General features: G+C 46.8%; 23 protein-coding genes and 2 pseudogenes. 18 read left to right on the forward strand and 7 right to left on the reverse strand.

What is annotated here, in order from left to right; genetic code table 11:
* Nucleotides 1-33: 33 nt before the first annotated feature.
* Together RIG61_01275 and RIG61_01280 are read left to right on the forward strand one after the other, a co-directional pair.
* The gene (locus tag RIG61_01275; protein ID MEQ9617789.1) at nt 34-699 is read left to right on the forward strand and encodes a tetratricopeptide repeat protein; all 666 of its coding nucleotides are present in this window, start codon (nt 34-36) and stop codon (nt 697-699) included.
* Between the two features lie 70 nt (nt 700-769).
* Entirely contained in the window at nt 770-1,204 is a 435-nt protein-coding gene (locus tag RIG61_01280) for a hypothetical protein (protein MEQ9617790.1), read from the forward strand.
* Between the two features lie 14 nt (nt 1,205-1,218).
* Here RIG61_01280 and RIG61_01285 read toward each other — a convergent pair whose 3' ends face one another.
* The gene (locus RIG61_01285) at nt 1,219-2,154 is read right to left on the reverse strand and encodes an LLM class F420-dependent oxidoreductase (protein MEQ9617791.1); all 936 of its coding nucleotides are present in this window, start codon (nt 2,152-2,154) and stop codon (nt 1,219-1,221) included.
* 195 nt (nt 2,155-2,349) lie between these two features.
* Between RIG61_01285 and RIG61_01290 the strand changes: the two genes are divergently transcribed.
* Nucleotides 2,350-3,147 carry a hypothetical protein gene (locus RIG61_01290; protein ID MEQ9617792.1) on the forward strand — a complete coding sequence of 266 codons (798 nt, stop codon included), beginning with the start codon at nt 2,350-2,352 and terminating at the stop codon, nt 3,145-3,147.
* 9 nt (nt 3,148-3,156) lie between these two features.
* On the opposite strand, the gene RIG61_01295 is transcribed toward RIG61_01290, so the two are convergent.
* Both RIG61_01295 and RIG61_01300 read right to left on the reverse strand, forming a co-directional pair.
* Nucleotides 3,157-4,128, reverse strand: a complete 972-nt coding sequence (locus RIG61_01295; GenBank protein MEQ9617793.1) for an FAD-dependent oxidoreductase — start codon at nt 4,126-4,128, stop codon at nt 3,157-3,159.
* A gap of 14 nt (nt 4,129-4,142) precedes the next feature.
* A complete protein-coding gene (locus tag RIG61_01300; protein ID MEQ9617794.1) occupies nt 4,143-4,928 on the reverse strand; it encodes a DUF2470 domain-containing protein in 786 nt (261 codons plus the stop codon).
* 91 nt (nt 4,929-5,019) lie between these two features.
* On the opposite strand from RIG61_01300, the pseudogene obgE reads away from it, so the two are divergent.
* The 7 genes and pseudogenes from obgE (at nt 5,020) to RIG61_01335 (ending at nt 9,653) form a co-directional block, all read left to right on the forward strand.
* Nucleotides 5,020-6,024, forward strand: a pseudogene (gene obgE / locus RIG61_01305) (GTPase ObgE).
* A 212-nt stretch (nt 6,025-6,236) separates the two neighbouring features.
* A complete protein-coding gene (locus tag RIG61_01310; protein MEQ9617795.1) occupies nt 6,237-6,668 on the forward strand; it encodes a hypothetical protein in 432 nt (143 codons plus the stop codon).
* Between the two features lie 36 nt (nt 6,669-6,704).
* Nucleotides 6,705-7,277 (forward strand): hypothetical protein, encoded by a 573-nt coding sequence (locus tag RIG61_01315; protein ID MEQ9617796.1) that lies wholly within the window; start codon nt 6,705-6,707, stop codon nt 7,275-7,277.
* A 101-nt stretch (nt 7,278-7,378) separates the two neighbouring features.
* Nucleotides 7,379-7,858, forward strand: coding sequence for a hypothetical protein (locus tag RIG61_01320; protein MEQ9617797.1), 480 nt, complete (start codon nt 7,379-7,381; stop codon nt 7,856-7,858).
* Between the two features lie 71 nt (nt 7,859-7,929).
* Nucleotides 7,930-8,277, forward strand: a complete 348-nt coding sequence (locus RIG61_01325) for a hypothetical protein (protein ID MEQ9617798.1) — start codon at nt 7,930-7,932, stop codon at nt 8,275-8,277.
* A gap of 70 nt (nt 8,278-8,347) precedes the next feature.
* Complete coding sequence (locus RIG61_01330) at nt 8,348-8,854, forward strand: DinB family protein (protein ID MEQ9617799.1); 507 nt, start codon at nt 8,348-8,350, stop codon at nt 8,852-8,854.
* A gap of 100 nt (nt 8,855-8,954) precedes the next feature.
* A complete protein-coding gene (locus RIG61_01335) occupies nt 8,955-9,653 on the forward strand; it encodes a hypothetical protein (protein MEQ9617800.1) in 699 nt (232 codons plus the stop codon).
* Nucleotides 9,654-9,734: 81 nt separating this feature from the next.
* Here RIG61_01335 and RIG61_01340 read toward each other — a convergent pair whose 3' ends face one another.
* Together RIG61_01340 and RIG61_01345 are read right to left on the reverse strand one after the other, a co-directional pair.
* A complete protein-coding gene (locus tag RIG61_01340; protein MEQ9617801.1) occupies nt 9,735-9,959 on the reverse strand; it encodes a hypothetical protein in 225 nt (74 codons plus the stop codon).
* Between the two features lie 85 nt (nt 9,960-10,044).
* Nucleotides 10,045-11,274: a hypothetical protein gene (locus RIG61_01345; GenBank protein ID MEQ9617802.1), complete on the reverse strand. Its 1,230-nt coding sequence runs from the start codon at nt 11,272-11,274 to the stop codon at nt 10,045-10,047.
* A 383-nt stretch (nt 11,275-11,657) separates the two neighbouring features.
* Here RIG61_01345 and RIG61_01350 point away from each other — a divergent pair, with 383 nt between their 5' ends.
* On the forward strand, nt 11,658-12,404 hold the full coding sequence (locus tag RIG61_01350) for a DUF2092 domain-containing protein (protein ID MEQ9617803.1): 747 nt from the start codon (nt 11,658-11,660) through the stop codon (nt 12,402-12,404).
* 68 nt (nt 12,405-12,472) lie between these two features.
* Here the strand turns inward: RIG61_01350 and RIG61_01355 are convergent, their stop codons facing one another.
* Nucleotides 12,473-12,682 carry a cold-shock protein gene (locus tag RIG61_01355; GenBank protein ID MEQ9617804.1) on the reverse strand — a complete coding sequence of 70 codons (210 nt, stop codon included), beginning with the start codon at nt 12,680-12,682 and terminating at the stop codon, nt 12,473-12,475.
* A gap of 603 nt (nt 12,683-13,285) precedes the next feature.
* On the opposite strand from RIG61_01355, the gene RIG61_01360 reads away from it, so the two are divergent.
* The 7 genes and pseudogenes from RIG61_01360 (at nt 13,286) to RIG61_01390 (ending at nt 21,637) form a co-directional block, all read left to right on the forward strand.
* Nucleotides 13,286-14,311, forward strand: coding sequence for a hypothetical protein (locus RIG61_01360; GenBank protein ID MEQ9617805.1), 1,026 nt, complete (start codon nt 13,286-13,288; stop codon nt 14,309-14,311).
* Nucleotides 14,312-14,645: 334 nt separating this feature from the next.
* A complete protein-coding gene (locus RIG61_01365; GenBank protein MEQ9617806.1) occupies nt 14,646-15,362 on the forward strand; it encodes a TIGR00730 family Rossman fold protein in 717 nt (238 codons plus the stop codon).
* Nucleotides 15,363-15,527: 165 nt separating this feature from the next.
* Nucleotides 15,528-16,991 (forward strand): UbiD family decarboxylase, encoded by a 1,464-nt coding sequence (locus RIG61_01370; protein MEQ9617807.1) that lies wholly within the window; start codon nt 15,528-15,530, stop codon nt 16,989-16,991.
* A gap of 342 nt (nt 16,992-17,333) precedes the next feature.
* A pseudogene (msrB, locus tag RIG61_01375) lies at nt 17,334-17,768 on the forward strand (peptide-methionine (R)-S-oxide reductase MsrB).
* Between the two features lie 136 nt (nt 17,769-17,904).
* Nucleotides 17,905-19,899: an amylo-alpha-1,6-glucosidase gene (locus RIG61_01380; GenBank protein MEQ9617808.1), complete on the forward strand. Its 1,995-nt coding sequence runs from the start codon at nt 17,905-17,907 to the stop codon at nt 19,897-19,899.
* A gap of 259 nt (nt 19,900-20,158) precedes the next feature.
* Complete coding sequence (locus tag RIG61_01385; GenBank protein MEQ9617809.1) at nt 20,159-20,818, forward strand: sigma-70 family RNA polymerase sigma factor; 660 nt, start codon at nt 20,159-20,161, stop codon at nt 20,816-20,818.
* A 465-nt stretch (nt 20,819-21,283) separates the two neighbouring features.
* Nucleotides 21,284-21,637, forward strand: a complete 354-nt coding sequence (locus RIG61_01390) for a hypothetical protein (protein ID MEQ9617810.1) — start codon at nt 21,284-21,286, stop codon at nt 21,635-21,637.
* Nucleotides 21,638-21,727: 90 nt separating this feature from the next.
* Here the strand turns inward: RIG61_01390 and RIG61_01395 are convergent, their stop codons facing one another.
* Entirely contained in the window at nt 21,728-25,102 is a 3,375-nt protein-coding gene (locus RIG61_01395; protein MEQ9617811.1) for an ATP-dependent DNA helicase, read from the reverse strand.
* Nucleotides 25,103-25,318 lie beyond the last annotated feature (216 nt).

Below are 25,318 nucleotides of genomic sequence, written 5' to 3' on the forward strand. Positions count from 1 at the left end.
GCTGCAGGATTATAAAACGTGACGGAGTATATATTGAAACCGGAAGACCTGGTATTGGAAGCAACCGATTTTTATTACAAAGGGGCCTATGAGGAGGCAATCGAGGCCCTAGATAAGGCTATCGAGCTTAAGCCGGACTTCGCCCAGGCCTGGTACAATAAAGGAATAACTTTTTCCGTTATGGGCCGTACCGAAGATGAAATCGCCTCGTATGAAAACGCAGTTAAAATAAATCCCGGCTATGCCGAGGCGTGGAATAATATGGCCTCGGCTCTGGGAAGGGTCGGGAGGTTCGAGGAGGCGCTTCGAGCATCTGAGAGATCTATCGAATTGAAACCGGACTTTCCGGTAGCCTGGTGTAACAAGGGGGCTGCCCTTAGCGGTCTGGAGCGTGAGCTTGAAGCAATTGCGGCTTACGACAGGGCGATTGAAATCCAGGATAACTACGTCGAAGCCTGGTACAACAAGGCGGTATCGCTTCATAATCTGGATAAACTAAAGGGCGCGCTCAAGGCTTATAACAAGACTCTAGAGCTTAACCCCGAATACGCCGAGGCTCTTTATAACAGAGCGGGGCTCCTGGTTAAAACTGGCGATACCGAGAACGCTATTTCCGACTTGAAAAGGGCAATCGAGCTTAAACCTTCTTTTATGGACCAAGCCCTTACGGATGACGAACTCAAGATACTCCTGTCATGAACAGTGCTGTAAATTCCCCGAATAAATGATAGTCTATTATCCGTTAGACGACTTACATAGGAGGCAAGATATGGCTCTAAATGCAAAAGAGTTAACCGATCTGTCAAAAGAAGGAATGAAGGCCCGCGCAAGCCTGGACAGAATCCTTGACTTTGTCGACCTGATGAATAAAAAAGCAGAAGAGCTTGAAGGAGATATTGAACCCGCAGGCGAAAAAATAAAAAATATGGCTGACGAGATGGCGAAACATATCGAGGGAATCAAAGACCAGGTCGATACTCAGCTAAACAATATAGAGGTCAATCCCGAGGAAACCAAAGAAGCCGCCGAAAAGCTCTTTTTATATCACGGTACGGTCCATCAGGTGATTTCGTGGGCGGACACCCAGAAGAGCGGACATAAAGAAGGCTCCTACTGGTGGCGTTACTGGGTCAGTGTGCTTGATAATGTTATGCAGATGGAAGTAGCGAAGGGCTCAGATATGCTGGAGAAAGTAGAAAGCTAGAATTTTCATGATAATTAACCGGCAAAATCCTTAAAACCGGGAATTATCTCGTCCGCCAATACTTTCATCATATAAAATATTTCTTCGACGTCGTCGGCCGCCGGGTCAAATACCAGGTGAGTCACGCCTGTTTCTTCATACCGGTTGATATATTCTCTAATCTCGCCCGGCGTACCGCGTAACGTGAAAACAGCATCGTCGTTTTCATTCTTAGCCGAGCCGGTTTTAGTGTCTTTCTCGCTTAAAATTTTCAACCTGTTTCTAACGGAAAAGGTAAAGTTTTCCAAATCCCTGCCGTTTTCTTTTGCAATCGATTTGAGACCGGCGATTCCGCTCTCAACATCCTCCGGAGTTACCCATGTAGGCTGCCAGCCGTCCCCCAGTGCGGCCGCCCTTGCAACCGCGTACTTGCTCGCTCCCGCAATCCATATCGGGGGACGGGGTTGTTGCACCGGCTTCGGAAAGAATTTGATGTCTGAAAACGAGCAGAACTCTCCGTCGAACTCAGGGGCATCCTCCCGCCATAGGGTCGTAACGGCTTTTATGTATTCATTCGTCATCCTGCCGCGTGATTGAACGGGCACTCCGAGAGCCTCGAACTCCTCCTTCATCCAGCCGGGACCGACACCGAAGATCACCCTTCCCTTACTCAATACGTCCAGTGTGGCGATCATCTTCGCAACCACTACGGGGTTACGGTAGGGAAGAATGATAACGCTCGTTCCTACTGCGATCCTGGAAGTGACAGCGGCTATATTGGAAAGGAGAACGAAGGGGTCATAGAAATATTCGCTGAACGTTCCAAGCCGCTTCTCGGGAACTATTACGTGGTCGCTTGCCCAAATCGAATCGAAGCCGAGCTCTTCGGCTCTTTTAGCGATCTTTATGTTTGTTTGCGCGTCCGCGTTTAGGCGTATGGGAAGGCATAATCCGAATTTCATATCAAACATTTAGGTTAATGTTATTTCATGAATGGGCAAATGCGCCCGATCGATTGACATCGAATTCCATCTACATTAGCATAATTGCGTTTTACCGTCTGCCTGCACCTAAGTATCATGAGACAAGAATCCGTTTATACAGACTCCGTCTACATTGAAAACACAAAAAACCGTTCACTCCGGAGATGGATAATATCTATTATATTGCTTATATTTCTTGTATGTTATATAGCCTTTTTCTGGGCGCGGCTGGGAGAACTCCTCCCGCCGCCCTACGATGGCTGGACTTATCTGTATGAGCCTTTCATAGCACCCTGGTGGATAAATAACTTTTTTCTCGATCAGCCGTTATACATAAGACTGGACCTGCTTTGGTATATAACCTGTTTTATCTCCTCAATGATCATACCCGCAGTGTTTTTTATTCTTATAGGCCACAGGCTGACCGATTTCGGGATAGGTATGCTGAATAAGCTGGGTATCAGATTAACGAGTATTGCTATAGCGTTTTCAATACCTTTCGGACTATGGATACAGATCGCCTCCCCGTACCCTCATAAATTAACCTGGATGTATATTCTGTCGCTTTTTAATAAAATCCCGGAGCATTTCCTGATTTGCGGCATACTTACCGCTCTCATGCTTCCGCTAAGGCGTCTGCCCGATCCTGTTTACCTCGCGCCTGTCGAAGGCTCGACCGGTCAGAAAATACTCAGATGGCTGGGATTAGCACAACCCATGACAAGGGACTCCGACAACAGGACCCTGGCCTGGTTCGGGCTTAACTGGACATCCCTGTTCGCAATAGTCGCTTCAGGGCTGGCTTTTTTTATGATACACATCGGGAGAGCGAATCCCGTGGAAGTAGGACTATCGCTGCCCGGCGGAATAATAATATCCTACATCACTTTTCGTACCCATTCGATCTGGCACGCAATCCCCGCCCATTGGACACTCAACCTGATTCCTATGGGAATTCTTTATTTATGGGACAAGTATTGAGTACCTTTATCATGTGGATAAAATGTAACCCTCAGCTAATTCGAGCACCTCTTCCGCGCATCCCCATGATAGTGTAAACCCGGCGCCGCCGTGACCGTAGTTGTGTATAAAGGCGCGTCCGTCGGAGGACTGCTCAAGTTCGAGCCTTACCTCTGTCCTTCCCGGCCTGAGCCCTACCCTGTGCTCAAGAACCCGTGTTTCTTTGAGGGCGGGCTCAAGCATACTGCATTTCCTTAGAATACTATCCGCCGTCTCCGGATCAACCTCAAGACTCCAGTCACCCTCCTCGGCGGTTCCGCCCAGAATGCAGTCAGAACTCCGCGGAACTATGTAAGACACTGCCAGCGGACCCATCTCGTCGTTTATACACCTTGTAAGACCCGGATTCGTAACCCTTACTATCTGACCTCTGATAGGAAAAACCTCTTCATCGCCAAGTAGCCTCCCTGCTCCGAGTCCGGAACAATTGACTATTAGGCCCCGGTTTCCGTTCAGGCTTGAAATAGAATCAAGCTCTTTATCCAGCTTTCTAATCGTTCCCCCGAGCGAAGTAAAAGTGTTGACAAGATACTGCATGTAAACAGGTGTCTCGATGCGCGGGACTTCCGCCAGAAAACCGTCAATGTACCCTTCGGGCAGCAAATCCGAATGCGCTCTGCGAAAAGAATTGACAGCGCTTTTCCAGAAAGGCTCGGGCATTTTTCTGTCGTATATCTTAAGAAGCTCGAACATCGATACCCCGCTCTCGGGCAGCAGGCTCAACTCGACGAACTTCCGGTAGGAAGCGGCCGCCCACTTAAGCACTTTATCCTGGGGAGATACCTTGTAGGGATACCAGTAAGCCGCGGCGACGTTGGACGTAGTATCCGGAGGCAGAGAAGAAGCCTCTATCCTTACATCGAAGCCCTCCTCAAGCAGTCTAATGCCGCACGTTAGACCCGATACCCCGCAGCCCAGGATGACGACTTCTTCACTTTTCATAGGGAGTCTCCGATTTAAAGCCGCGCTTCCTTCACCATTTGAACAAGCACTTCTCTTGTGTCTTCGGGGTTAATCACTTCTCTCGGAAATCCGATGCGCCTGCTGAATACCTCATCGCCTGATTTAAGACGCACCTGAAAGCCGAGTCTGTCAACCGATGTCATTGCGGCTTTCCCGGCAGTGATACCCGCGAATTTCTCCGCCAGAAGTATCATAGAATCCTCGTGGTCCTCGTTCATATGCCTGATTATTCCCGAAGCCGCGTCCGCCAGTGGATCGACTTCAGCTTTGAAGTAATCCTCCGATGTTACCCAACCCATAGCTCCGAATCCTCCGACGAAATAAATGTCCTCTATGTCCATACGGTAAAAAAAGAAATCATCGAAGTCCACCCAGTAACTCGCGTTCCTGTAGCGCGAGAGATAAAGCTCTCTCACCGCTCCGATTTCATTTTCCGGGACTTTCGACGTCTCGCCGATAAGCGTCACGCGGGAGGCGTCGAGCGGGTCGCCCAGAGAGTCGGTCTGAGAAACGAAAAGGCTCACCCGTCTGTCCCTCTCGATGTTGTGGGTATGCATGGCCATAGTGCTTATGAGAAATATCGGCCTCCCTTTTTCGTCAAGCCCGTATGGCATGAGGGAGCCGAAAGGCCAGCCGGGATGTTTTTCCGAGAGGGTCGAAAGCGTCCCCATTCTATTTCTGTAAACGAGTGTGCGAACCCGCTCAGCATATGAGGGCTCGGGAACAGAGGGTTCGTCGCGTGAAGAGGTTGTATAGCCGTGGTTTTTTGATGATGTCATTTCTAAATTATACCCCACCGCACGATACCTATTAAATGTTATAATTACGGCTTTTTCCAATGAGCAGGGTAAAGGATTATAATAGTTAGCCATGGTCAAGTTCATCGACGAGGCGAAGATATATGTAAAGGCCGGGGATGGAGGCAGGGGCTGCGTCAGCTTCAGGAGGGAAAAGTATGTCCCCCGCGGGGGCCCCAACGGAGGGGACGGAGGCAATGGCGGAGACGTGGTTATGATCGCAAATGAAAACCTGTCGTCGCTTCTTGATCACCGCTACCAGCAGCATTACAGGGCCAAAAGGGGCGAGCACGGAAGGGGCAAGGACCAGCACGGAAAAAACGCCCCCGCACTCTGCGTCCCGGTCCCCATCGGAACGGTGATCAAGGATTACGATAGCGGAGAAGTGCTGGGTGATTTAACCGAGGACGGTGAGACGCTTCTCGTCGCAAAGGGAGGAATGGGCGGAAGGGGTAACGCACGTTTCGTAAGCTCCACGAATCAGGCGCCGAAAAACGCGGAGCCCGGAGGAGAAGGCGAGGAAAAGACGCTTCATCTTGAGCTTAAGCTGCTCGCGGATGTGGGAATTATGGGATTCCCGAACGCCGGCAAGTCAACCCTCATATCCAGAATATCGGCCGCCAGACCGAAGGTAGCAGACTATCCTTTCACTACGCTCGTGCCGAATCTGGGCGTCGTGAGCTACGGGGACGGAAAAACATTCGTCGTAGCCGACATACCCGGACTTATCGAAGGGGCGCATGAGGGGGCCGGGCTTGGAATCCAGTTTCTCCGCCATATAGAGCGCACAAAACTGCTGATACATGTGCTCGACCTCTCTCCCATGACCGAGAGGAACCCGATAGATGATTACGAGACTATGAACGAAGAACTCCGTGCTTACAGCGAAGAACTCTCACGAAAGCCCCAGATAGTCGTCCCCAATAAGATTGACATTACGGAAGCGAGGGAGAAGCTTAAAGAGGTAAAAAGATACTTCGACAAAGCCGGAATAAAAATTTTCCCTATTTCTTCCGCCACAGGAGAGGGAATTAAAGAACTCGTACGTGAGACCGCCAAAACGCTTGAGATCCTCAAAACTCCTTCGGATTAATTAATAGTTTTAGTGGGGTAGACCAACCCTAAAATGCGATGTTTAAGTCTATTTCTCAGGCGGGCAATCACCCGGCAGGCCTGTCCCGAATACCGCAATCATGCCGTTACCTTCATACCGAGGTTACGATCACGTTCAGTAGACAATAGCATTATACGATTGTGGAATATAAGCCCTTTATTGTTTAAACTTAGTCTATGATGAAAAATATAGCGTTAAGTGGAGTTTTAACCCTTCTTATCGGCCTGAGCGTCGCCAGTTATGCAGAAGAGACGTCCGAGTCCGATAAATTTAGTTATGACAGCAATCAGGTTTTGCACCCGGAATGGTACATCGACGTAACCAAATGGTCTTTCTTTACGGCTGCCAGGGTGGCAATGCTGAGCTCGGTTACAATAGAGAATACGGCCGACGTCGCCTATAAAGACATCAAAATCAAACTCTATTATGCCTCATACTCACACCCCGCTGCCGGAATTATAGCCACGACCACCGGCATCCTGCCCGTAACTGTTCCCCCTAACAGCAAGGACACCTATCTCAAAGGCGGAATTACCATGGGCGCAGGCAATCAGAACTACAAGGTAACCGATATAGAAGTACTGTCGGCAACCCCTGTAAAAAACTGAAGATGTTATGATTCCTTTTTAAAAAGAGGCGCGCAATTGAAACAACATTTATCGAAAACTATAAGACTCCACACGTTCGCACTATTTATATTCCCGTTTTTTATAGTCTGCACTTATCCAATAATGGGCACTTCATCAGAGGATGAATATTTCGAGTCTTTTTCCGATACCGAAATTCAATATGACGAATACGGATTTGCGTACCTTCCGGGGTCTGAATACACGCACGATCACGAATATTATCCGGAGGAATATGAATACTATTTTGACGAACACTCAGCCGACGATGAAGAATGGGAATATACCGCCGATCAGGATCTGTTTTTGGTGGAGCAACCCGATCCGCTGGTCGATCAGGGAAACCCCCTGGTAGATCGTCCCAATCCCCTTGTTCAGCGTGAAGCGCCGCTTGTGAATAGACCCGATCCTCTTGTAGAACAATCGCGCCCGCTGGTAAAACAATCCGCTCCGCTCGTAGAGAGACCCCTACCGTTGGTTAAGCGCCCGCATCCTCTCGTTACCAGGCCCCGTCCTCTGGTTAGACGGCCCGCTCCACTGGTGAAGATGCCCCGTCCGCTCGTCGAGCAGCCGCCGCCGCTTGCGCGCTAGCCGGGTAACGTGAACAAGACATATCAATTGAGCTTCGGAAATAACAACTGAAGGAAGGAAAAAATGAGGATTGAAGAAGATTACAACAACAGGAGGAACAAATGAGAAAATCGCTAGGAGACAAAATACTTTTCACTATGCTCTTTCTGACTATGGTCTACGCGGCTTCGTTACTTCCATTTATTCACAATGCCGCAGCATGGAATCTTTCCCCGGCACACAAGAGTCCGCTAATTCAATATGAAGAAGAAATAGGGCCTCCGCCCGTACCGGACACGCCCAGGGCCCCGGAGCCGGGGGAAATGTACGACCCCGCTCTTTCTTCCGACAGCGCGATCTCGGAACCCGATCCGTTGTTTGAAGAACCCGAGCCTGTCGTCGAACAGCCTGAGCCCTATGTGGAGGAAGCGGAGCCTTTTCCGGGAGAGGCGGAACCCGAAGTAGAAGAGCCCGAGCCGTTGGTTGACCAGCCTGAACCACTCGTTCCCGAGGAAGAACCTCTGGTTGACGAGCCGGAATCCATGGTCCCCCAGGGAGAGCCGCTAGGTGACAGGGAGGCTGAGGGAAGAGGCATAAGATAGTAGCAATTCCCCGTAAAACGGTTACATTCTGATAATAATTCAACCGTGCCGACACAAGGAGGAACAAGATAGTGCTATTCGACAGAAAAATCGATTTCAGTGAATCAAAGCAGAAAGAGTGGGAACTGCTCAAATCAAAAGTGGGATCGGGAATCGAACTCCCTTTGCCCGACTCCGAAAGATGGTTTCACACTCACGTAGAAGGAGAAGACCTTATTGTTGAAAGCGCAAAACTGAATGTGCGCCCGCTCATGATATATGATCCGATAAAGATAGATTTTGAAGAATTCAAAACCGTGGCAGAACACTACAACAGCTTTCTAGAGCTGCAGGTAAGGACAATGAGCGATACGCATGAAATTAAAGACAAGGCCAAGAATCTTCGTTACGTCTTTATGATCATTTACCATCTTTTGTAAATAAGACCCGTAACGTATTAGTACATTCCATTCTTTATGAAAAGAAGACGGCAAGGAAGACTGACCGCTTATGTTCCCGAAGAATTATTACGAGCTAATGGCCGAGTACAACAAATGGATGGACTATAAAATATACGGTGTATGCAGCGGGATTCCGGACGCCCTACGGAAGAAGGATATGGGCGCGTTTTTTAAGTCGATCCACAGTACCCTTAACCATATCTATTACGGCGACATTGCGTGGCTCGAAAGGCTCCGCGACAACAAATTCACGCCGAGGGAGATAGGCGCGGACCTCTTCGATGACTTTGAAGAACTCCGAGCGGCCCAGGAAAAGACAGATGTCGAAATACTCGAATGGGCCCGGAGCCTGACACCCGAAGACCTGAATAGTGAATACGACTACGAGAGCAATGTGAAGGGATTTAAAAGAACACTTCCACGATGGGTGCTTGTGACACACATGTTCAACCATCAGACGCATCACAGAGGTCAGGTAACTACGCTTATAAAACAGCTCGGCATTGATCCGGGAATCACTGACATACCGTGGCTTCCGTGTCTTGAGGATAAATAGCAAGCGTAAATAAAAAATCAAGCGGCTCTTCACACATTCTTAACTTTTTTCGAATAATATAAAATATCACCAATAACAGTCGCTCCGGGAGAGGTTGCCAATGAAACACCTGCTATACATGATCTTATTCGCTATATTTATAACGGCGTGCTCAACCCTTGTAGTCCGGGCGCAGACAGAGGGTTTTAACGTAAAGACCCCTGTCGAAAAAATATCCGACAGAACGATCAGATTCCTGAATGATATTGTAAAAAACACAAAAGAAGATTCCAGGCAATCTATTCCTCCTGACCTGGTATGCGGCGCGCAATGTTTTTTAATAGCGCCTTCAATCAATATGGATCACTCCGGGAACGATTTTTCGGGAACGGGGCTTCTAAGCTGCCGTTCAAAAGACTCAGTCAAACTAACGCCGCCCTTGTTTTATAACGTTACCAATATTGAATCCTTCGAAGAGAACGGAGGCGGGTTGATTATCTTTGTCACCGACAGTGAGGGGGTTGAATCGGTTTTAGGTGATCAGCTGCGATTCAATTCCGATGATTCCGGTAGCCGCAAAAATGGACCGGACGGTACGTCACTCAAATCCTTCATTGCATATACCGGACAGCCCGGAGAGGGGTTTGATGAATTCGATCTTTCGGGAGCTACTCTGGTATACGGAACAGCAGATACGTTCAACGCTTATCAGCAAACCCTAGACCCCATAGACATAATGCTCTACAGCGTCGATATCCCGCCCGCGCTGAGGGGTTTCAACAGTTCGCTTGAAGAGTGGAGAAATGGCTGTAAAGAGTGAATGAATTCGTAAAAACAGATAACAGTCCGCTATTTAGTTCGTAACGTTTTCCTAAACCCCTTAAATCACGCAGCGGTATTTTCACTCGAAGTAGCAAGTACCGAAGTCGGGAATTCCTCCCCCCGTATCCATCTCTTCTTCATAGGAATACTGGCAATAGCACACCCCTATTTCCCCGCAGTCATAGGAGGTGTTGCACTGCTTTCCCTGGTTGCAGTCCTTGCATTGAACAGGCCTGGCGCCCAGGTAAACACCGGCAATTGCAACCATTATAACGACGACGAATGAAATTACGATTTTCTTCATTTTATCTCAGCCCCCCAAATTTGATTTTATTTAATAATCTTATAGCACATTTATTATTCGGCAAAAGATCCCTAATTTTATAACGTCAGCATGCAGATTTTCCGAATAATTTCCTCGCCAGTATCAAGCCCGGTATCAGAAGCCATAAAGGGAGGCCTCTCTCCCCTCCGGCTGCCGGTGCAAGCGCACAGCTCGAACTGCCGCCACTTTTTTCCTTTTCGCCGCACAGGGTACCGTTTATATCGCACTGAGGTGTAATTCCCCTTTCCCGCTGCAGTTTGTTCACATCGAATATAGCGGCTTCGGTCTTACTATTAGCAATACAACCGCAAATCTGGCTTGCACAGCAGCTACATCCCGCCTCTTCCTCCAGTTTGATAATTTCCGACACGTCACAGCTCTGAAGCCCCGAACATGCCTCTTCGACCAAATCCCTGTCATTACATTGCGAAGTACATAAGGTTGCATCGCATGTATAGCCTATCTCAATCCCATTTGCGGATTGGCAGCTTCCATACTCATCGCATACTTCCTCACAATTAACGTTATCCGGGGGAAGAGGAATATCGTCCGGCAATAAAGGGCATCCTCCAATCGACTCCGGGGCGTCCGGTATGCAACCGTCAAAAGGCGGTGTGGGCAAAGTCCCTGTAGCGTTCGGATTAAAGGCCGCGGACCAGACCATATCTTCTCCCAGATCGCACACCTGATTGTTAAGCCCTACCTGATACGGCCCGTTGAACGTCGGGCAAAGACATTCTACAATCCCTTCTTCACCTGTTCTGGTACACGGGGCTGTCATACATCCCGCGTACAAGGACGGGGCGCAGTTCGTCTCTCCCAGGCCCTCTTCCGGCACACAATCGAAGCTAAACGTGGAAATCATGTCCGTGCCGGGAATAAAACTGCCGTTATTGATAGAACCGCACACCGGAGCAGAGTTAGTAGTCTGACAAGCGCTGCCGTCCGCTCCGCATTTCTCAATCGTCTCAAGATATACATCCAGATTCAGGATCGCATTAATGTCTACAAAATATTTTCCATAAGAAATTTCGAAACATTCACAATTCGCGAATGTCCCGTCTCCTACAAGCTCGCATTTCTCAGGCTCCGGACCGGAGTAATAACACAGGGCTATCGGTCCGCCCTCGCAAGGTAGAAAATTGGAGGGCTCGAGGATTATGTCCGCAAAAGCAGGCCCGAAAGGTGTCGTCATCAAATCATTAGGCACAAAATTTATTTGAGCCCGCGATGACGGAACAAAAAATACGGAAAGAATAAGCATAGACTTAATCAGAATTATATAGATTTTCATTATATCCTCCGCTACTTAGAACAAGATGTAAAATCACTATGAGTTGGCATCCCACAATACTGATTAAGATTGAAACAGGCTACACTACCCGCAAGTATTTCACTTATTTAATTCTAAGTCAACGGCATTATCGCTTAAATGATAGAATTACCGTGGCATCGCTAATTAGGAATCACACTTCTTGTAATTCGTTGATTAAGCATGATAATACTGTATCGGTGGTTTTCCGCATACGGGTGTTTACAAAAAAAATTACAGGCCTAAATTTAAAGCAATGGAGGGATAAAATGAATCAGTCATCAGGAACAGTCTTAAAAAGAGCATTTCGGAATTCACTAAAGATATCGGTCACGATATCCCTTATCTTGGGATTATTTTCTATTATGCTTCCCGCCAGCTTCGTAGCAGCCCAGGAGAGTAATCCCGATATCGACCCGAAAGCGGAAAGTCTCCTTCAGGAGATGAGTTATTTTATGGGAAGTAAATACCAATATACCTTCAAGGCCGAAATTATGTACGACGTGGTACTTGAATCGGGTCAAAAGGTTCAGTACGACGCAAGTGAAACCGTTTATTTAAAGAAGCCCGATAAATTTTATGTCCAGTACATAAGCGATCTGGGCGGGTACAAAATTTGGTACGACACCGGCAAGGTTACTCTGCTCGAAGTACCGGCCAACGATTTTTCATTGGCCACTCTTCCACAATCAGTCGATCAGGCGCTGGACAAGCTTTACGAGCAGTACGGTTTCGCGCCCGCTTTAAGCGAATTCCTTTTTATAAATACATTTAAAACAATGACAAAGAATGTGGTATCGGCTGAAAATTTCGGCCCCAGTAAAGTTTTTGGCGTGAAGTGCCAGCATCTTTATTTCGTCGAGAAAGACATCGACTGGCAAATCTGGATAGAAGACGGAAAGCGCCCGATTCCCAGAAAACTCGTGATTACCTACAAGAATCTCCCGGAATCACCTCAGTTCATTGCCATACTCAAAGACTGGATATTCGACAAATCTATCACGAATTTCGCATTCAAACCGGAGATACCCAACGTAAACAAAAGGGTGGAATTTTCTGAAATTACCGGAAATCCGAAATTTAAAATGGGAAGTATAAGGGCTTTTCAATAGTAATAAATCTGATTTTTGAAATAAGAGAGAGTGCGCCGGAATTATCCGGCGCACTTTTTTTAACCGTTTTAAGCTAAAACAACGTTTTGAGCCTGAGGACCTTTCTGTCCGTCAACAACGGTGAACTCTACACGCTGTCCCTCTTCGAGGGAACGAAAGCCTGTAGCGTTGATTTCACTGTAGTGAACGAAAACATCATCTTCATTCTCAACCTCTATGAAACCAAAACCTTTTGTAGAATTGAACCACTTCACAGTGCCAATTTTACGTTCTGACATAGCTGGCTTACCTCCTATCTTTAAATTGGGTTATGCTAGTGGTTCGAAATCACTTCAGATTGGAATCTTACGTTGGTCTAGAACTACTGCAACCTCACGTCAAATATAGCTTATCTCAAGGGCGCTGTCAATACGGGAAATAATTAGTTAAAAATGAATATGCATTAGTCAAGCCCCGTGTCTCGGGAACTCCACGCTATGAAACCAAGAAAGCATTCGTGTACGCTCCTCTCCTTCCCGCAAAGTCCCGCTGGTATTCTTTGGAAATTACGGAGCCCATCATACACAGATGTAGAGTCCGCCCTCTCCTCATTCAAAAACGAGCGGCAGGAAAAATAACCGTTTCCGCCACAATTCATATTCCATACCGTCAGAACAGTAGCCGGCGGTGGTTCTCAGAACTCAAAGTCAAGAACGCTGCCCGACCTCGAATCTTCTAATTTGTTAGGTATGATTTTAAATGTCTAGAAAAACATTATGATGATAAAACTTGCGGCATTAATGATTCCGTTACTACTTATTCTTGGCGGCTGCGTAGCCAAACAAAGCCCCGAACCGGACCACCGATTTACATTCAGCTGGCCATACTCGGATAACGATGGAATGAAACCGAGAGGAGGAGTGACCGAGGGCGCTCCGGTTACATTGGACAAATCCCCGAGTCCCGGATGGCTTTCGGTCATGGAGCCCGGAGTCACAAAATACGAGCGTGACCGGAGGGCAATCCTGTCAATGGCGGGTACTTACAGGGTCACGTTTAATTTCATCGAGACCGTCCCACTCAGAAGCGATTACAAGGTTGACCGGCCTTATCAGTCATGGGCTACCGAATACATAGAGGTAATCGAGGACACAGGAGATTTCATAAGCCTTCAGCACATACTGATCATGTACTTTGTGGACGAAAACGGCAAAACGGAAGGGCCTGTGGTCGCCAAGCACTGGCGGCAGGACTGGACTTACGAGGACACTGAGATTCTCGAATTCAAGGGTAATAATACCTGGCGGAAAATCAAAGTACCGGGAACTGAATCCAGGGGAAAGTGGTCGCAGGCAGTTTTTCAGGTAGACGACACCCCCAGATATGAAGCTCTCGGAGAATGGACGTATGCCGGAAACTATCCGAGCTGGACAAGCTCCGGAACCTGGCGCCCTTTACCCAGAAGAGAGTTCAGCGTCAGGGACGACTATAATGTGCTCGACAGCATAAACCGCGTCGTCATAACACCTGTCGGATGGGTGCATGAGCAGGAAAACCTGAAACTGGTTGTCGATGATAACGGAAATCCATCAGGGAATAATCCTTACTTGGTTAAAGAAATAGGAGTTAACCGTTACGAAAATATTAAGGAATTCGACTCGAAGGCCGCAGTAGATTACTGGAACCGAACCGCTCCTTTCTGGAGTGATGTAAGAAAATCATGGACAGAGGTGATATCGAACAATTCTCCGCTCAAGCTGAGCAGCAGCTACGATGATAAGAAGCTCTACGAGTATCTGTTTGAGTACGCGGACAACATTGAAGCGGGCGGACAATACGACAGCGCTCAGGGTTCCGAATACGCTAAAGAGATTATTAACCGATATGTAATACAGTCCGGAGCGATTCCCGATTCCGCAGTGTATTAAAGCTACATTTCAGTTGAAACAACCCCGTAAGGCCCGAGACGCCAAATCCAGTCCTTTAAAAGGAAGAAGAACATTTCACCATTCCCTCTGGCTAGGCTGCCCTATTACCAATTATCCCCGATTCATAATTTTTATAGCGCCTCTCCGCAAGTAAAAATTACCTCGTATTCAAACAGCATTTGTTGACATCTGCCTTAATTTTAAGGTATTAAAATCATGTACTTTATATTTACAAACAACGGTAAGAATCATCAAATACTGATCGCTTAAAGAACTGAAATTGCTAGAATACATCAAAAATATCTTTAAAAGACCCACCCGCAGAAAGCATGTCATGGAAGACAGGGAATTTATAGAGGGGCCGCATTCCCGTCGTCGTGAACTCTGGTTTTTAATTCGGGTAATGGGAGAATTTCTTCATGGATTCCGCATACTCCATTTCGTCGGGCCCGTTGTAACCGTTTTTGGCTCAGCAAGAACAAAGGACGATACACGCTACTATGAGCTCGCAAGGGAGATAGGACATCGACTTGCTTTAATGGGTTTTACCATAATGACCGGAGGGGGCCCCGGGATTATGGAAGCAGCCAACAGAGGCGCAAAGGAAGCCGGAGGAAAATCCGTCGGCTGCAATATAATTCTCCCGATGGAACAAGGCCACAATCCTTACCTGGACATTATGGTTACATTTAAATACTTTTTTGTGAGAAAGGTAATGCTGCTGAAATACTCCTACGCGTTTGTAGTCATGCCCGGCGGCGCGGGCACTATGGACGAGCTTTTTGAAACCCTTACCCTGATTCAAACCAAAAAGATTTTTAACTTTCCGATAATACTGGTAGGCAAAGAATACTTCGAGCCTCTGATGGAGCTTCTTGACTCGATGGTGGAAGAAAAGACGATAGATCCTCACGACCTTGATTTATTGATACTGACAGATTCTGTAGAGGAGGCCGTCTCGTATATAAAAATTAATATTGTCGATAAATTCGGCATCAAACTTAAGAAACTGCCTAAGCCTTCCAAAATCCTGTTGGAAAAGGGCGCCTGAAACATTTTCACACCCGTCAAGGGGGCTTTTCACAAAATAAAAACACAAATTAATCGATATAATAACAAGTTGTAGAAATCTCCCTCTTGGATTACAATCGAAACTAAGGATTTTGTATTATTTAAACCTTAATTTTGCGATTTTATTATTTAAGGGGGCAGTAATATGAATAGAATAAAAGACATTAGAGATTACATCACTATTCTGAAATCTATTGGGGAGCTTCAGGAAATAGATGAAGAAGTCGATCTAAATCTTGAAATTGGCGCTATAATAAGAAGGGTCTGCGAGCTCAGGGCTCCCGCGCCTCTTTTTAATAAAATAAAGGGGATTCAAAACGGGGCGAGAGTACTCGGAGCCCCCGCAGGTCTAAGCAGCCAAAAGGGCCTGAAGATGTCCCGTATCGCCTGCTCTCTGGGATTCAAACCCGATACAGACCCGAACGAAATAGTAAACACACTGGCAAACTCGATTATAAAAGAGGGGATCCAGCCAGTGACGGTCAAGGAGGGAATTTGCCATGAGAATCTATATGTCGGGGAAGAAGTTGACTTAACGAGCCTGCCCGCTCCGTATATACACAAAGGAGACGCGGGACGCTATTTCAATACCTGGGGCACGGTAGTTGTAGAAACACCGGATAAGACATGGACAAACTGGTCTATCGCCCGGATCATGCTGATAGATAAAAACCGCATGACGGGCCTTGTAGCACCTCAGCAGCATCTGGGAATAATTCACAAAATGTGGAATGACAGAGGGAAGCCGACGCCGTTTGCTCTTGCACTCGGCTGTGAGCCTGCCGTACCGTTCTTCTCCGCGACACCGCTTCCGGAAAACGTCAGCGAGGCTGACATTATGGGCGCTCACTTCGGAGAGCCGGTAGAGGTAGTTCCGTGTAAAACAGTTGACCTGGAGGTACCGGCTACGTGCGAAATAGTTATCGAGGGAACAATATCCGATACCGAGAAAATAAGCGAGGGCCCTATGGGGGAGTTCGCAGGTTATATGGGAGAGGCGCATCCCGAACCCGTTTTTAAAGCTACGGCTATCACACACAGAAATAATCCCATCCTACCCGTGGTCTCCGCCGGTTTCCCTGTCGAGGATACGCAGACCTGCTGCGGAATAATGTATTCCGCCCTCCTGCTCGCCGAACTTAGAAAAAAAGGATTCCCGGCAACTTCATGCTTCGGCGTATTGGAAAGCGCATTACACTGGTTTGTCGTAACCGTAAGCAGAACGGACCTGTCGGAGAAGTACGCTCTGAAATTAACGCACGCCGCCAAGGACATAATTTTTGAAAGTAAACCCGGAGTGGATATACCAAAAGTGATACTCCTTGACGACGATATAGACCCGAGCAATCTGAACGAGGTTATCTGGGCCTACGCCACACGCTGCCATCCGGATACGGACGCGCATCTATACACTCATGAGAAAACCATGCCCCTAGTTCATTACCTGAACGCGGCTGAGAAAAAGGATATGAGCAGCACCAAGGTCATATATAACGGGCTTATACCTTCATTCGACAGTTCTCATATTGTGAGTTTCAAGCATAACGTACCGCACGAGCTGCAGAACAAAGTTATAGGGAACTGGAGAAAGTACGGATATTCGGAGTAAAATCTCAGTTTTCTAAACAGCAAACAGACCGACTATCCCTGAGAGTATAAACCGGCCCTACCCTCATTACATAACTCCCTCAATAAAGTTTTCTCGAGTAAACTATAAAGAATAGAAATCCAAAGACATTTCAAATACGTATGTATAGTCTGACAAGCTCAAAAAGGGAGGCCGTACGAAATGAATAGAACAATAGCAATTACAATAGCCTTCGCTTTATTTTTCGCTGCGAATATATTTAATTACGCAAAAAATATCCACGCCGAGCAAGCGTATAGTGATACGAATACCGCAAAAAAAAGCGGCGATAAGATGGAAATTAAGGCAGGCGCGCCCGGGAACTTCGTAAAACCCTCTACTGAAGAGCTTAAGAAAAAACTCACCCCGCTTCAGTATAAGGTAACTCAGGAGGAGGGCACAGAACGCCCGTTTAGCAACGAATACTGGGACAATAAAAAACAGGGAATATATGTTGATATTGTTTCAGGAGAAGTGCTTTTCAGCTCCTCCGATAAATTTAAATCCGGAACCGGCTGGCCCAGCTTCACTAAGCCGCTTGTGCCGGAAAACGTAGTAGAGGTCGAGGACAACAGCCTCTTTATGAAGAGAATAGAGGTTCGCAGTAAAAACGCGGACTCACACCTGGGACACATTTTTAACGACGGACCCGCGCCTACAGGCCTCAGGTACTGTATAAACTCCGCGTCACTCAGGTTTATACCCAAAGAAAACCTTGAAGAAGAAGGTTACGGGAAGTATACGAAACTTTTCGAGTGATAAATAAATTTATCCAACTCACAACACCGGGGCTTCCGCAAAATATTCCAGGGGCGGGCTACAGGAATTCCAATTTGAATTGAAAAGGTATATCCTTACCTTCATCGAATAAATCGGCATAACCCGAAAGTCCCCTATGACCATTAAGTTCGGAAGAGACATTTGCTGTGAACTGAGTAACTCGGAAAAGCGCGAATGGCTCGTAACGAACGGTATCGGCGGATACGCTTCCGGAACTATTGCCGGGATGCTTACAAGGAGATACCACGGACTTCTCGTGGCGGCGCTTAAACCGCCTCTGGGAAGGCACCTTCTCGTCGCGAAATTCGATGAGACAGCTTCTTATAACGGATTAAATTACCCCCTGAGCTCAAACCGCTGGGCGGACGGATCGGTAGACCCTGACGGTTATATAAACATAGAGAGTTTCTCTCTCGACGGCACCATGCCGGTCTGGAGCTATGCGCTTGCCGACGCAATCCTAGAGAAGCGGGTATGGATGAAAAAGGGGGAGAATACAACATTTGTCAGATATATGGTACTGCGCGCAGGCGGCCCGATCGGCCTCAATATAAAGGCTCTCGTGAATTACAGGGATTATCACGGCAGAACCCTGAGAGGGGGCCGGAATATGAAAGTATGCGAAACCGATCAGGGTATCAGGGTCAATGCCTATGACGGCGCCGTTCCCTTTTATGCACTTGCGGACAGAGCGAAAGTGAATATATCAAACGAATGGTACTACGGCTTTAATCTGGCTCAGGAGAAGTACAGGGGACTCGACTACAGAGAAGACCATCTGAATGCATGCACTTTCAGCGCCGCTCTAACCGCTGGAGAATCCCTGACTATTGTCGCCGGTACCGATGAATTTGCCGTATCGGACGGACACCGGGAACTTACACGGTTCAGAGAATATGAAAGGGAATTGGCCGAAAAATCAGGCTTTGTAAAAGGGAAAAATCCGGTTATTAAATCTTGGGACCTTGACCGTCTCGCCCTTTCAGCAGACCAGTTTATAGTGGACAGGACGATAAAGAAAAACAGAGTCGGGAAGAGCATAATCGCCGGCTATCACTGGTTCGGAGACTGGGGAAGGGATACGATGATCAGCATTCCGGGTCTGGCTATTCATACCGGGAGAATTAGTATAGCGAAATCGATTCTTGAGACCTTCGCCGGGTATATCGACAAGGGGATGCTCCCTAACAGATTCCCCGATGAAGGGGAAGCGCCGGAATACAATACGGTGGACGCTACTTTGTGGTACTTTGAGGCGATCCGCCAATACTTTGAGACGACAAAAGACATAACGTTTTTAAAAGTGCTCTACCCTGTGCTGGAGGAGACCCTTGATTGGCACTTCAAGGGGACAAGATATAACATAAAGGTTGACACTGAGGACGGGCTGCTATATGCGGGTGCGGAAGGTGCGCAGCTAACGTGGATGGACGCTAAAGTCAGGGACCGGGTGATTACGCCAAGAATCGGCAAACCGGTTGAAGTAAACGCCCTCTGGTATAACGCGCTTTCCTCGATGTCCCGTTTTGCAAAAAGCCTCAAAAGGCCTTATAAAAAATACGAAATTGCCGCCGAGCGGGCACTGAACGGATTCGCATGTTTCTGGAACGAGGAAAAAAATTATTGTTACGATGTAATCGACGGACCGGACGGAAACGACCCTTCGTTAAGACCAAATCAAATATTCGCACTATCTTTACCCGAGAGCCCCCTTACTCCCGGCCAACAAGAAAAGGTGCTCGAAGCCTGCTCGCGAAATCTGCTTACGTCCTACGGTCTGAGAAGCCTTTCTCCCGGACACCCCGATTACAGGGGTCGTTACGGCGGGGGGCAGGAGGAGCGCGATCGAGCCTATCATCAGGGCACGGTGTGGGGATGGCTTCTGGGGCACTTCGCTCTCGCTTATCTGAGGGTTTATAAAGACAGGAAGAAAGCCAGGGAATTTCTGTCGCCGATGCTCGATCAAGTACGTTCACACGGTATCGGAACACTCAGCGAAATTTTTGACGGGGACGCCCCGATGACGCCGAGAGGATGCATAGCCCAGGCCTGGACGGTGGCAGAGACTATTCGCGCGTTATCCGTAATAGAAGGATTCAAAGCCAGGTAGACAGGCAAGACTACGCCTCAGACAATCATATTTTTTCCATTCCGCGTCACTTAAGCTCCCGGCAGTTGAAAACCCTGAACACTGGAACCGGTATCCCATCCCCATCCCACCTAATTATCTTGAATATCCCCTCAACAATAATTTAAGAGCAAATGGTTCGGAGTTCTCATACATTTTCTGAATCTGAAACTAAAAAGGTTTCGTACATATAGTCACAGCCTTAAAAATGCAGCGGGGCATCGATAAAGGACAATGAAATATGAACACCGCGAAAATTGGTTATCAAGAAGACAGGAGTAATGCTCAACTTAGCGGCTCGGGCACTGATATAAACGGATTTTCCGATGAGCACCTCATAAAGCTGATCGCTGAGGGACGCGAGGAAAAAGCATTTAAAGAAATACTTGCCAGGTATAAGAAAAAAATTTTTCTTGCCGCCTTTAAAATTACCAAGAATTACAACGACGCTGAAGACATTTTACAAGATGTGTCGTTGACCCTATACAGGAAAGCACACACTTTCAGGAGAGACTCTAAATTCTCAACCTGGCTTTACCGTCTTGTTATAAACGAAGCTATATCGAGACTCAGAAAAACCAAAAAAAACGGGGCTATTTCACTCGATAACTACATGCTCAAATTCAACGATGAAGGCCGCCATATTGAGACACCTCTGATTGACTGGTCGCAGGACGTAGAAAACAGGGCCGCAGCCAGGGAAATGCTGGTCATAGTAGAGAAGGCAATTGGACTTCTCTCACCTTTGGATAGGTCGATTGTCGTTCTGAGCGAAATAGAAGAGCTTACCAATCCCGAGATCGGACAGGTTCTCGGTATGACTGTCGCGGCTGTAAAGGGAAGACTGCACAGGGCAAGACTCTTTCTAAGAGGTAAAGTATCCGCACAACCGGGATATTGACTTTAATTAGAAGCCCCTTGAAATTCAGCACGGGGTATTGGCGTGCCCGAAACAAGCCTAGCTGCAGGGTATTGCCGCGATATGTGAACCCATTTAGCTACCCGGAACTTCTGATAACTTATATCAGACATTATGAATAGGCGGATTTATTCCACAATTAAGGGGCTTCACAACATTGAATCCGGCAGGGATACTGCAGATTTAATCCCTGCTTACCTTAGCGGGGAACTACACCCTGACACTGAAAACAAATTGAAAAACACCTGAAGGGTTGTGCAGGCTGCGCAGTCTTCATGAATACCTATACAAAGACTATAGAATTGACAAAGACATATCTTGGAGAGAAATAGTCGCAATGTCAGAATATAAGGAATACTTATGGTTTAAAAAAAATTAACATCCTTTGTCATTATTCCGCGTCTAAATATATATAGTTCGATTAAATCCCGTTTGGAGGTATTAAATATGCAGCGAATCAAAGTTATGGGCTTGTCGTTAATAATGGCAGTCGCTTTTTCAAGTCTGCTCTCGACTTTTTCCTACTCAGCAGATGAGGGCGTGCAAACCAAGAAAGGCAATGTCGTATGCCTGATACCGGATTACGGCAGCGGTAATGTTAAACCGGTTATTGCTACCGGTCCCTGCGACGGCTTACCGCCGCATCAGCATGTTCTGGTGACCGAGGACAGGGTTTATTCTCTTCAGGGGCTCCAGGACGGCTTAATGAAAATTGAGCAGAATCCTAATAAAACCAACGTCGAAATCACCGGTAAGGTAGAGGGGAGTGATCAGACCGGCTGGGTTCTTTTTGTGAATTAACCGTAACTTCAAGAGGAGAGATATTGCATCTCTCCTCACCCCCGTCCTTGTCAATTATAAAAAGAGGTAAGGCCGATAATAAACAACCAATCATACTTTACCTTCGAGCAAATCGTCCTCAAAATTCAAGATTCCGCTTAAATCCTGTGCGTAGCGTCTGACGTCGGGGAAATTCAGATTACTGATCTTATCAAACACAATGGATGCCAGCTGAGCCGTTCGCTCACATTCCTCCCTTTCAATTTCGGCGCGCAAGTCGAATAACTCTCCTTTTTCAGGCTCGATGAACTCAAGCACTCCGCGATTTACTTTGTATTCAGCTCCGTAGTCTTTTGAGTGTTCGACTAAAAGCTTATAAAAAACCAGCTGTCTTTTATATTGATGAAGCTGTATTTTTTCGTATTGTCCGCTCCCCTTCCAGTCCGTTTTGTGCTTACCCGTTTTAAAATCATGGACCGCAATCTCCGCTTCGTTCAGAGGGACCATCTTGTCGATCTTCCCGGTTAAATGAGCCTTGCCTATCACAACTCCCTGGTCGCTGAAATTAACTTCCGAGAAGTGGGAGGGATGAAAATTTTCAATCTTCTTATCATAAAAAATAGTCAATCTATCCCTCCCCTTCTTTAAATAATCCTTGAAGTGTTTTTCATTCAATCTTTCATATGCCAACTCACGCTCATACCAGCCCAGCACCATTTCAAGGGAGGGAAGTTCTCCGGCTTGTTTCAGATGCCTGTAAACGGCCTCCATTATTCGGTGAATAGCAGAGCCGTAAGAACCCTCGGGGGTCTTGGATTGAGGAAATCTAAGCAGATTCTGCTCAAAGAATAAACGGGGGCCTCCTTTTGTTACATTCAAAAAATTGTTCAGGTGAGTCACGCTGAGCTTGTACTCCTCCAGAGTCTTCTCGAAAACAGCCTTTTCGTCATGAACGACCGGCGGAGCATGGTACGATTCCCACGAGACTGTTAACACATCCCCGGTATCAGGTATCTCAGAAACGTCTATATCTTCCCGGTCTACGCTTAACGCCTTTCTTAACTTAGCTCCCGACTCTTCGCTCTCTCCGGAATCCTGAATAAAATGAAGCCTTGACGAAATATTCCCGTTTTCCTTCGTTTCGTAAGAAGTAATGTAGAGATTGCTTCCGGCTCTCGTTACAGCTACGTAAAATAATCTAAGCTGATCGTCCAGGGTATCGCCCGCAGGGCTAATCGGAAGATTAAGGGGGAATGGTAGCAAAGACCCCCTGCCCTTTCGTGTCCAGATTTCCTCCTGACAGTTAATTACAAAAACCGTATCGAACTCAAGCCCTTTCGCTTTATGAGCGGTGAGAAGGCTGACCGAATCACCTGAATTCACGAAAAAACTGTTGTCAATTACCGGGACATTGTTTTTTTCATGAAGCCCCACAAATTCGGCAAGGTCATCGATCTTTAAAAGCTCTCCCTTCCTGTAGTCCCTTAATGCCTGGATAAAGGTGCGAAGGCCCGAAAGGAATTTTATATACTCGACGCGATTTTCCTCCAGTCTGCGTTCCCCGAAATAATAATCCTTGAAGGGACTGACAAATTTTTGGTCAGAAACCCCATCCGGGCTCTCTAACTCGTCTTCGTCGTTATCGGGAACGAGCTCCTCATGAGCCCCCATTATCCTATCGAGAATGTGCTCGAGCGTCTCGAAGGAGGATTCTTTTCCAAGCTGTATTAAGAAATCAGCCACCCGTTTGATATTTTCATCATGATAGGATTCCATTATGTCAAGCCACCCGGCCCTCCTGTTTCCAGCTTTTTTTGAAATATCCCATATAACCTTCCGGTCTATTTTCCAAAAGGGATAACTGAGAATTTCCGGTAAATACTCGTCCGCCTCGTCCATGTTTTTCCGGCAAACGGAGCTGATAAAACGGGATATCTGAATAAGCTGACGCACATGAGGCTCCCTCAGCACGTTGTTGTATCTCTCGTATATGAGGGGTATCTCCATTTTATTTAGTAAGAGCGCGATCTCCTCAAGCTGCCTGTGATTTCGAGCTATGACGGCTATACTACTCGGGCATTTGCCCGTTTGAATGAGCCTCTCGATTTCACGACCTACCCAGAAATATTCGTGTAAATTTGTGGGAAAGGACTTTGAAACGATTTCTCCGGGCTCGACCCTGGCATTCGAAGAAACTATGTTTTTATCTATATCGGGATATAAATTCTCAAGACGTTCTTCTCCCTTTGTTATGATAAAACGCGCGAGATCCAGAACATCCTGAGTCGACCGGTAGTTTGAAGTAATGCTTAGTACTTTGGTATCCGGATAAATTTTTTGAAAATTAAGAACGTTTGACAATTCCGCGCCCTGAAACTTGTATATCGCCTGATCATCATCCCCTACAACCATAACATTCGGTTCCCGGCCGTCTTCACCGTATTTCGTTATGAGACGAAGAAGCCTCATTTGCGCTTCATTCGTATCCTGAAACTCGTCGACCAGTATGTATTCATACTTTTGATGGAGCTCGTATCCCAGCGATTTATTTGTCTCGATACCCTGGATCGCCTCGAGTATCATGTCGTCAAAATCATAGCATCTTTCTTTATACAACCGCTCTTGATATTCTTCATATACATCCGCGAGAGAGAAGAGTTTGTCCGAATAGAGACTATCCTTTAGTACGAGAGCTCCATTATCATCTTTTTTTGTATATTCGGATTTCCAGTCGGATAGAGGCTTTGTCTTTGCGCTCCTCTCGGCATCTTCGAGTATATGAGTGAGTGAATGTCGCACCGACTCTACGATTGATTTTATATCCAGAAATGCCGTATCAAGGGCATTCTCAGAACTCAAGTTTTCTACGAGACCTGCAACGATTCCAATTGATTTCTTTGCTATTCTCGGAGCAAATACTGAATTAATTTGAGGATTCAGATGTTCGTAACACGTCTTATTCCGTTCCAGTACTAAACGGAATTCTTCAGGGGTGAGTCCGGCCTTCTTTAAATCGCCTATGGCTTCTTTAATGCTGTTAATATAAGCATATCCACCCTCGGGATGGATTGTCCGTAGAGGATCGTCGTACGAGAGTTCCTCAATTATTTCTTCAAGTATCTGAATCTGCCCTAAATCATCAACGGGGGAAAATATCGTGCCGCTATAAAAATATTCCGGGTAACCGCTTATAATCTCGACTCCGAAACTATGAAACGTGTGTATCGCTACTTTATACGCGTCCTGTCCGATCAGCTCCGACAATCTCTTACGCATGTTATGGGATGCAGAGTTAGTGAATGTGAGGCACAGAACGTTCCTGGGAGACGTATCGGTTTTTCTGAGAATATTCGCGATCCTGAGACCCAGAATCTCGGTCTTTCCGGTACCGGGTCCGGCAACGACAAGTAGCGGACCGTTTATATAATCTACGGCCTCTCTCTGCTCGGGATTTAATTTCCCGTAGCGTTCCTCAAAATTTCCCATTAAGGATATAAATTAACCTTAAATTGAAAAAATCGGAATAACTCCTCAGCTATCCTAAGAAAATTAAGCCATCATGATTTCATAATACTGACAGAATAATTTCATCCCGGACTCGGACGGAGCCTGATCCGGGATTGGCATGAGGAAGCCGATGACGCACTCTGCGAAAAAAAGACTCTTAATCAAACAGGTAAATACCAATATCAGGTAATTTTT

The organism is Deltaproteobacteria bacterium, assembly GCA_040223695.1.
Lineage (GTDB): Bacteria > Desulfobacterota_D > UBA1144 > Nemesobacterales > UBA2774 > JAVKFU01.

Bases quoted from the DNA above. Each gene is read 5' to 3' on its own strand.
- RIG61_01280 (MEQ9617790.1), top strand. From the start codon at position 770: ATGGCTCTAAATGCAAAAGAGTTAACCGATCTGTCAAAAGAAGGAATG.
- RIG61_01285 (MEQ9617791.1), bottom strand. From the start codon at position 2,154: ATGTTTGATATGAAATTCGGATTATGCCTTCCCATACGCCTAAACGCG.
- RIG61_01295 (MEQ9617793.1), bottom strand. From the start codon at position 4,128: ATGAAAAGTGAAGAAGTCGTCATCCTGGGCTGCGGGGTATCGGGTCTA.
- RIG61_01300 (MEQ9617794.1), bottom strand. From the start codon at position 4,928: ATGACATCATCAAAAAACCACGGCTATACAACCTCTTCACGCGACGAA.
- RIG61_01310 (MEQ9617795.1), top strand. From the start codon at position 6,237: ATGATGAAAAATATAGCGTTAAGTGGAGTTTTAACCCTTCTTATCGGC.
- RIG61_01320 (MEQ9617797.1), top strand. From the start codon at position 7,379: ATGAGAAAATCGCTAGGAGACAAAATACTTTTCACTATGCTCTTTCTG.
- RIG61_01330 (MEQ9617799.1), top strand. From the start codon at position 8,348: ATGTTCCCGAAGAATTATTACGAGCTAATGGCCGAGTACAACAAATGG.
- RIG61_01335 (MEQ9617800.1), top strand. From the start codon at position 8,955: ATGAAACACCTGCTATACATGATCTTATTCGCTATATTTATAACGGCG.
- RIG61_01340 (MEQ9617801.1), bottom strand. From the start codon at position 9,959: ATGAAGAAAATCGTAATTTCATTCGTCGTCGTTATAATGGTTGCAATT.
- RIG61_01345 (MEQ9617802.1), bottom strand. From the start codon at position 11,274: ATGAAAATCTATATAATTCTGATTAAGTCTATGCTTATTCTTTCCGTA.
- RIG61_01350 (MEQ9617803.1), top strand. From the start codon at position 11,658: ATGCTTCCCGCCAGCTTCGTAGCAGCCCAGGAGAGTAATCCCGATATC.
- RIG61_01355 (MEQ9617804.1), bottom strand. From the start codon at position 12,682: ATGTCAGAACGTAAAATTGGCACTGTGAAGTGGTTCAATTCTACAAAA.
- RIG61_01360 (MEQ9617805.1), top strand. From the start codon at position 13,286: ATGAAACCGAGAGGAGGAGTGACCGAGGGCGCTCCGGTTACATTGGAC.
- RIG61_01365 (MEQ9617806.1), top strand. From the start codon at position 14,646: ATGGAAGACAGGGAATTTATAGAGGGGCCGCATTCCCGTCGTCGTGAA.
- RIG61_01370 (MEQ9617807.1), top strand. From the start codon at position 15,528: ATGAATAGAATAAAAGACATTAGAGATTACATCACTATTCTGAAATCT.
- RIG61_01380 (MEQ9617808.1), top strand. From the start codon at position 17,905: ATGACCATTAAGTTCGGAAGAGACATTTGCTGTGAACTGAGTAACTCG.
- RIG61_01385 (MEQ9617809.1), top strand. From the start codon at position 20,159: ATGAACACCGCGAAAATTGGTTATCAAGAAGACAGGAGTAATGCTCAA.
- RIG61_01390 (MEQ9617810.1), top strand. From the start codon at position 21,284: ATGCAGCGAATCAAAGTTATGGGCTTGTCGTTAATAATGGCAGTCGCT.
- RIG61_01395 (MEQ9617811.1), bottom strand. From the start codon at position 25,102: ATGGGAAATTTTGAGGAACGCTACGGGAAATTAAATCCCGAGCAGAGA.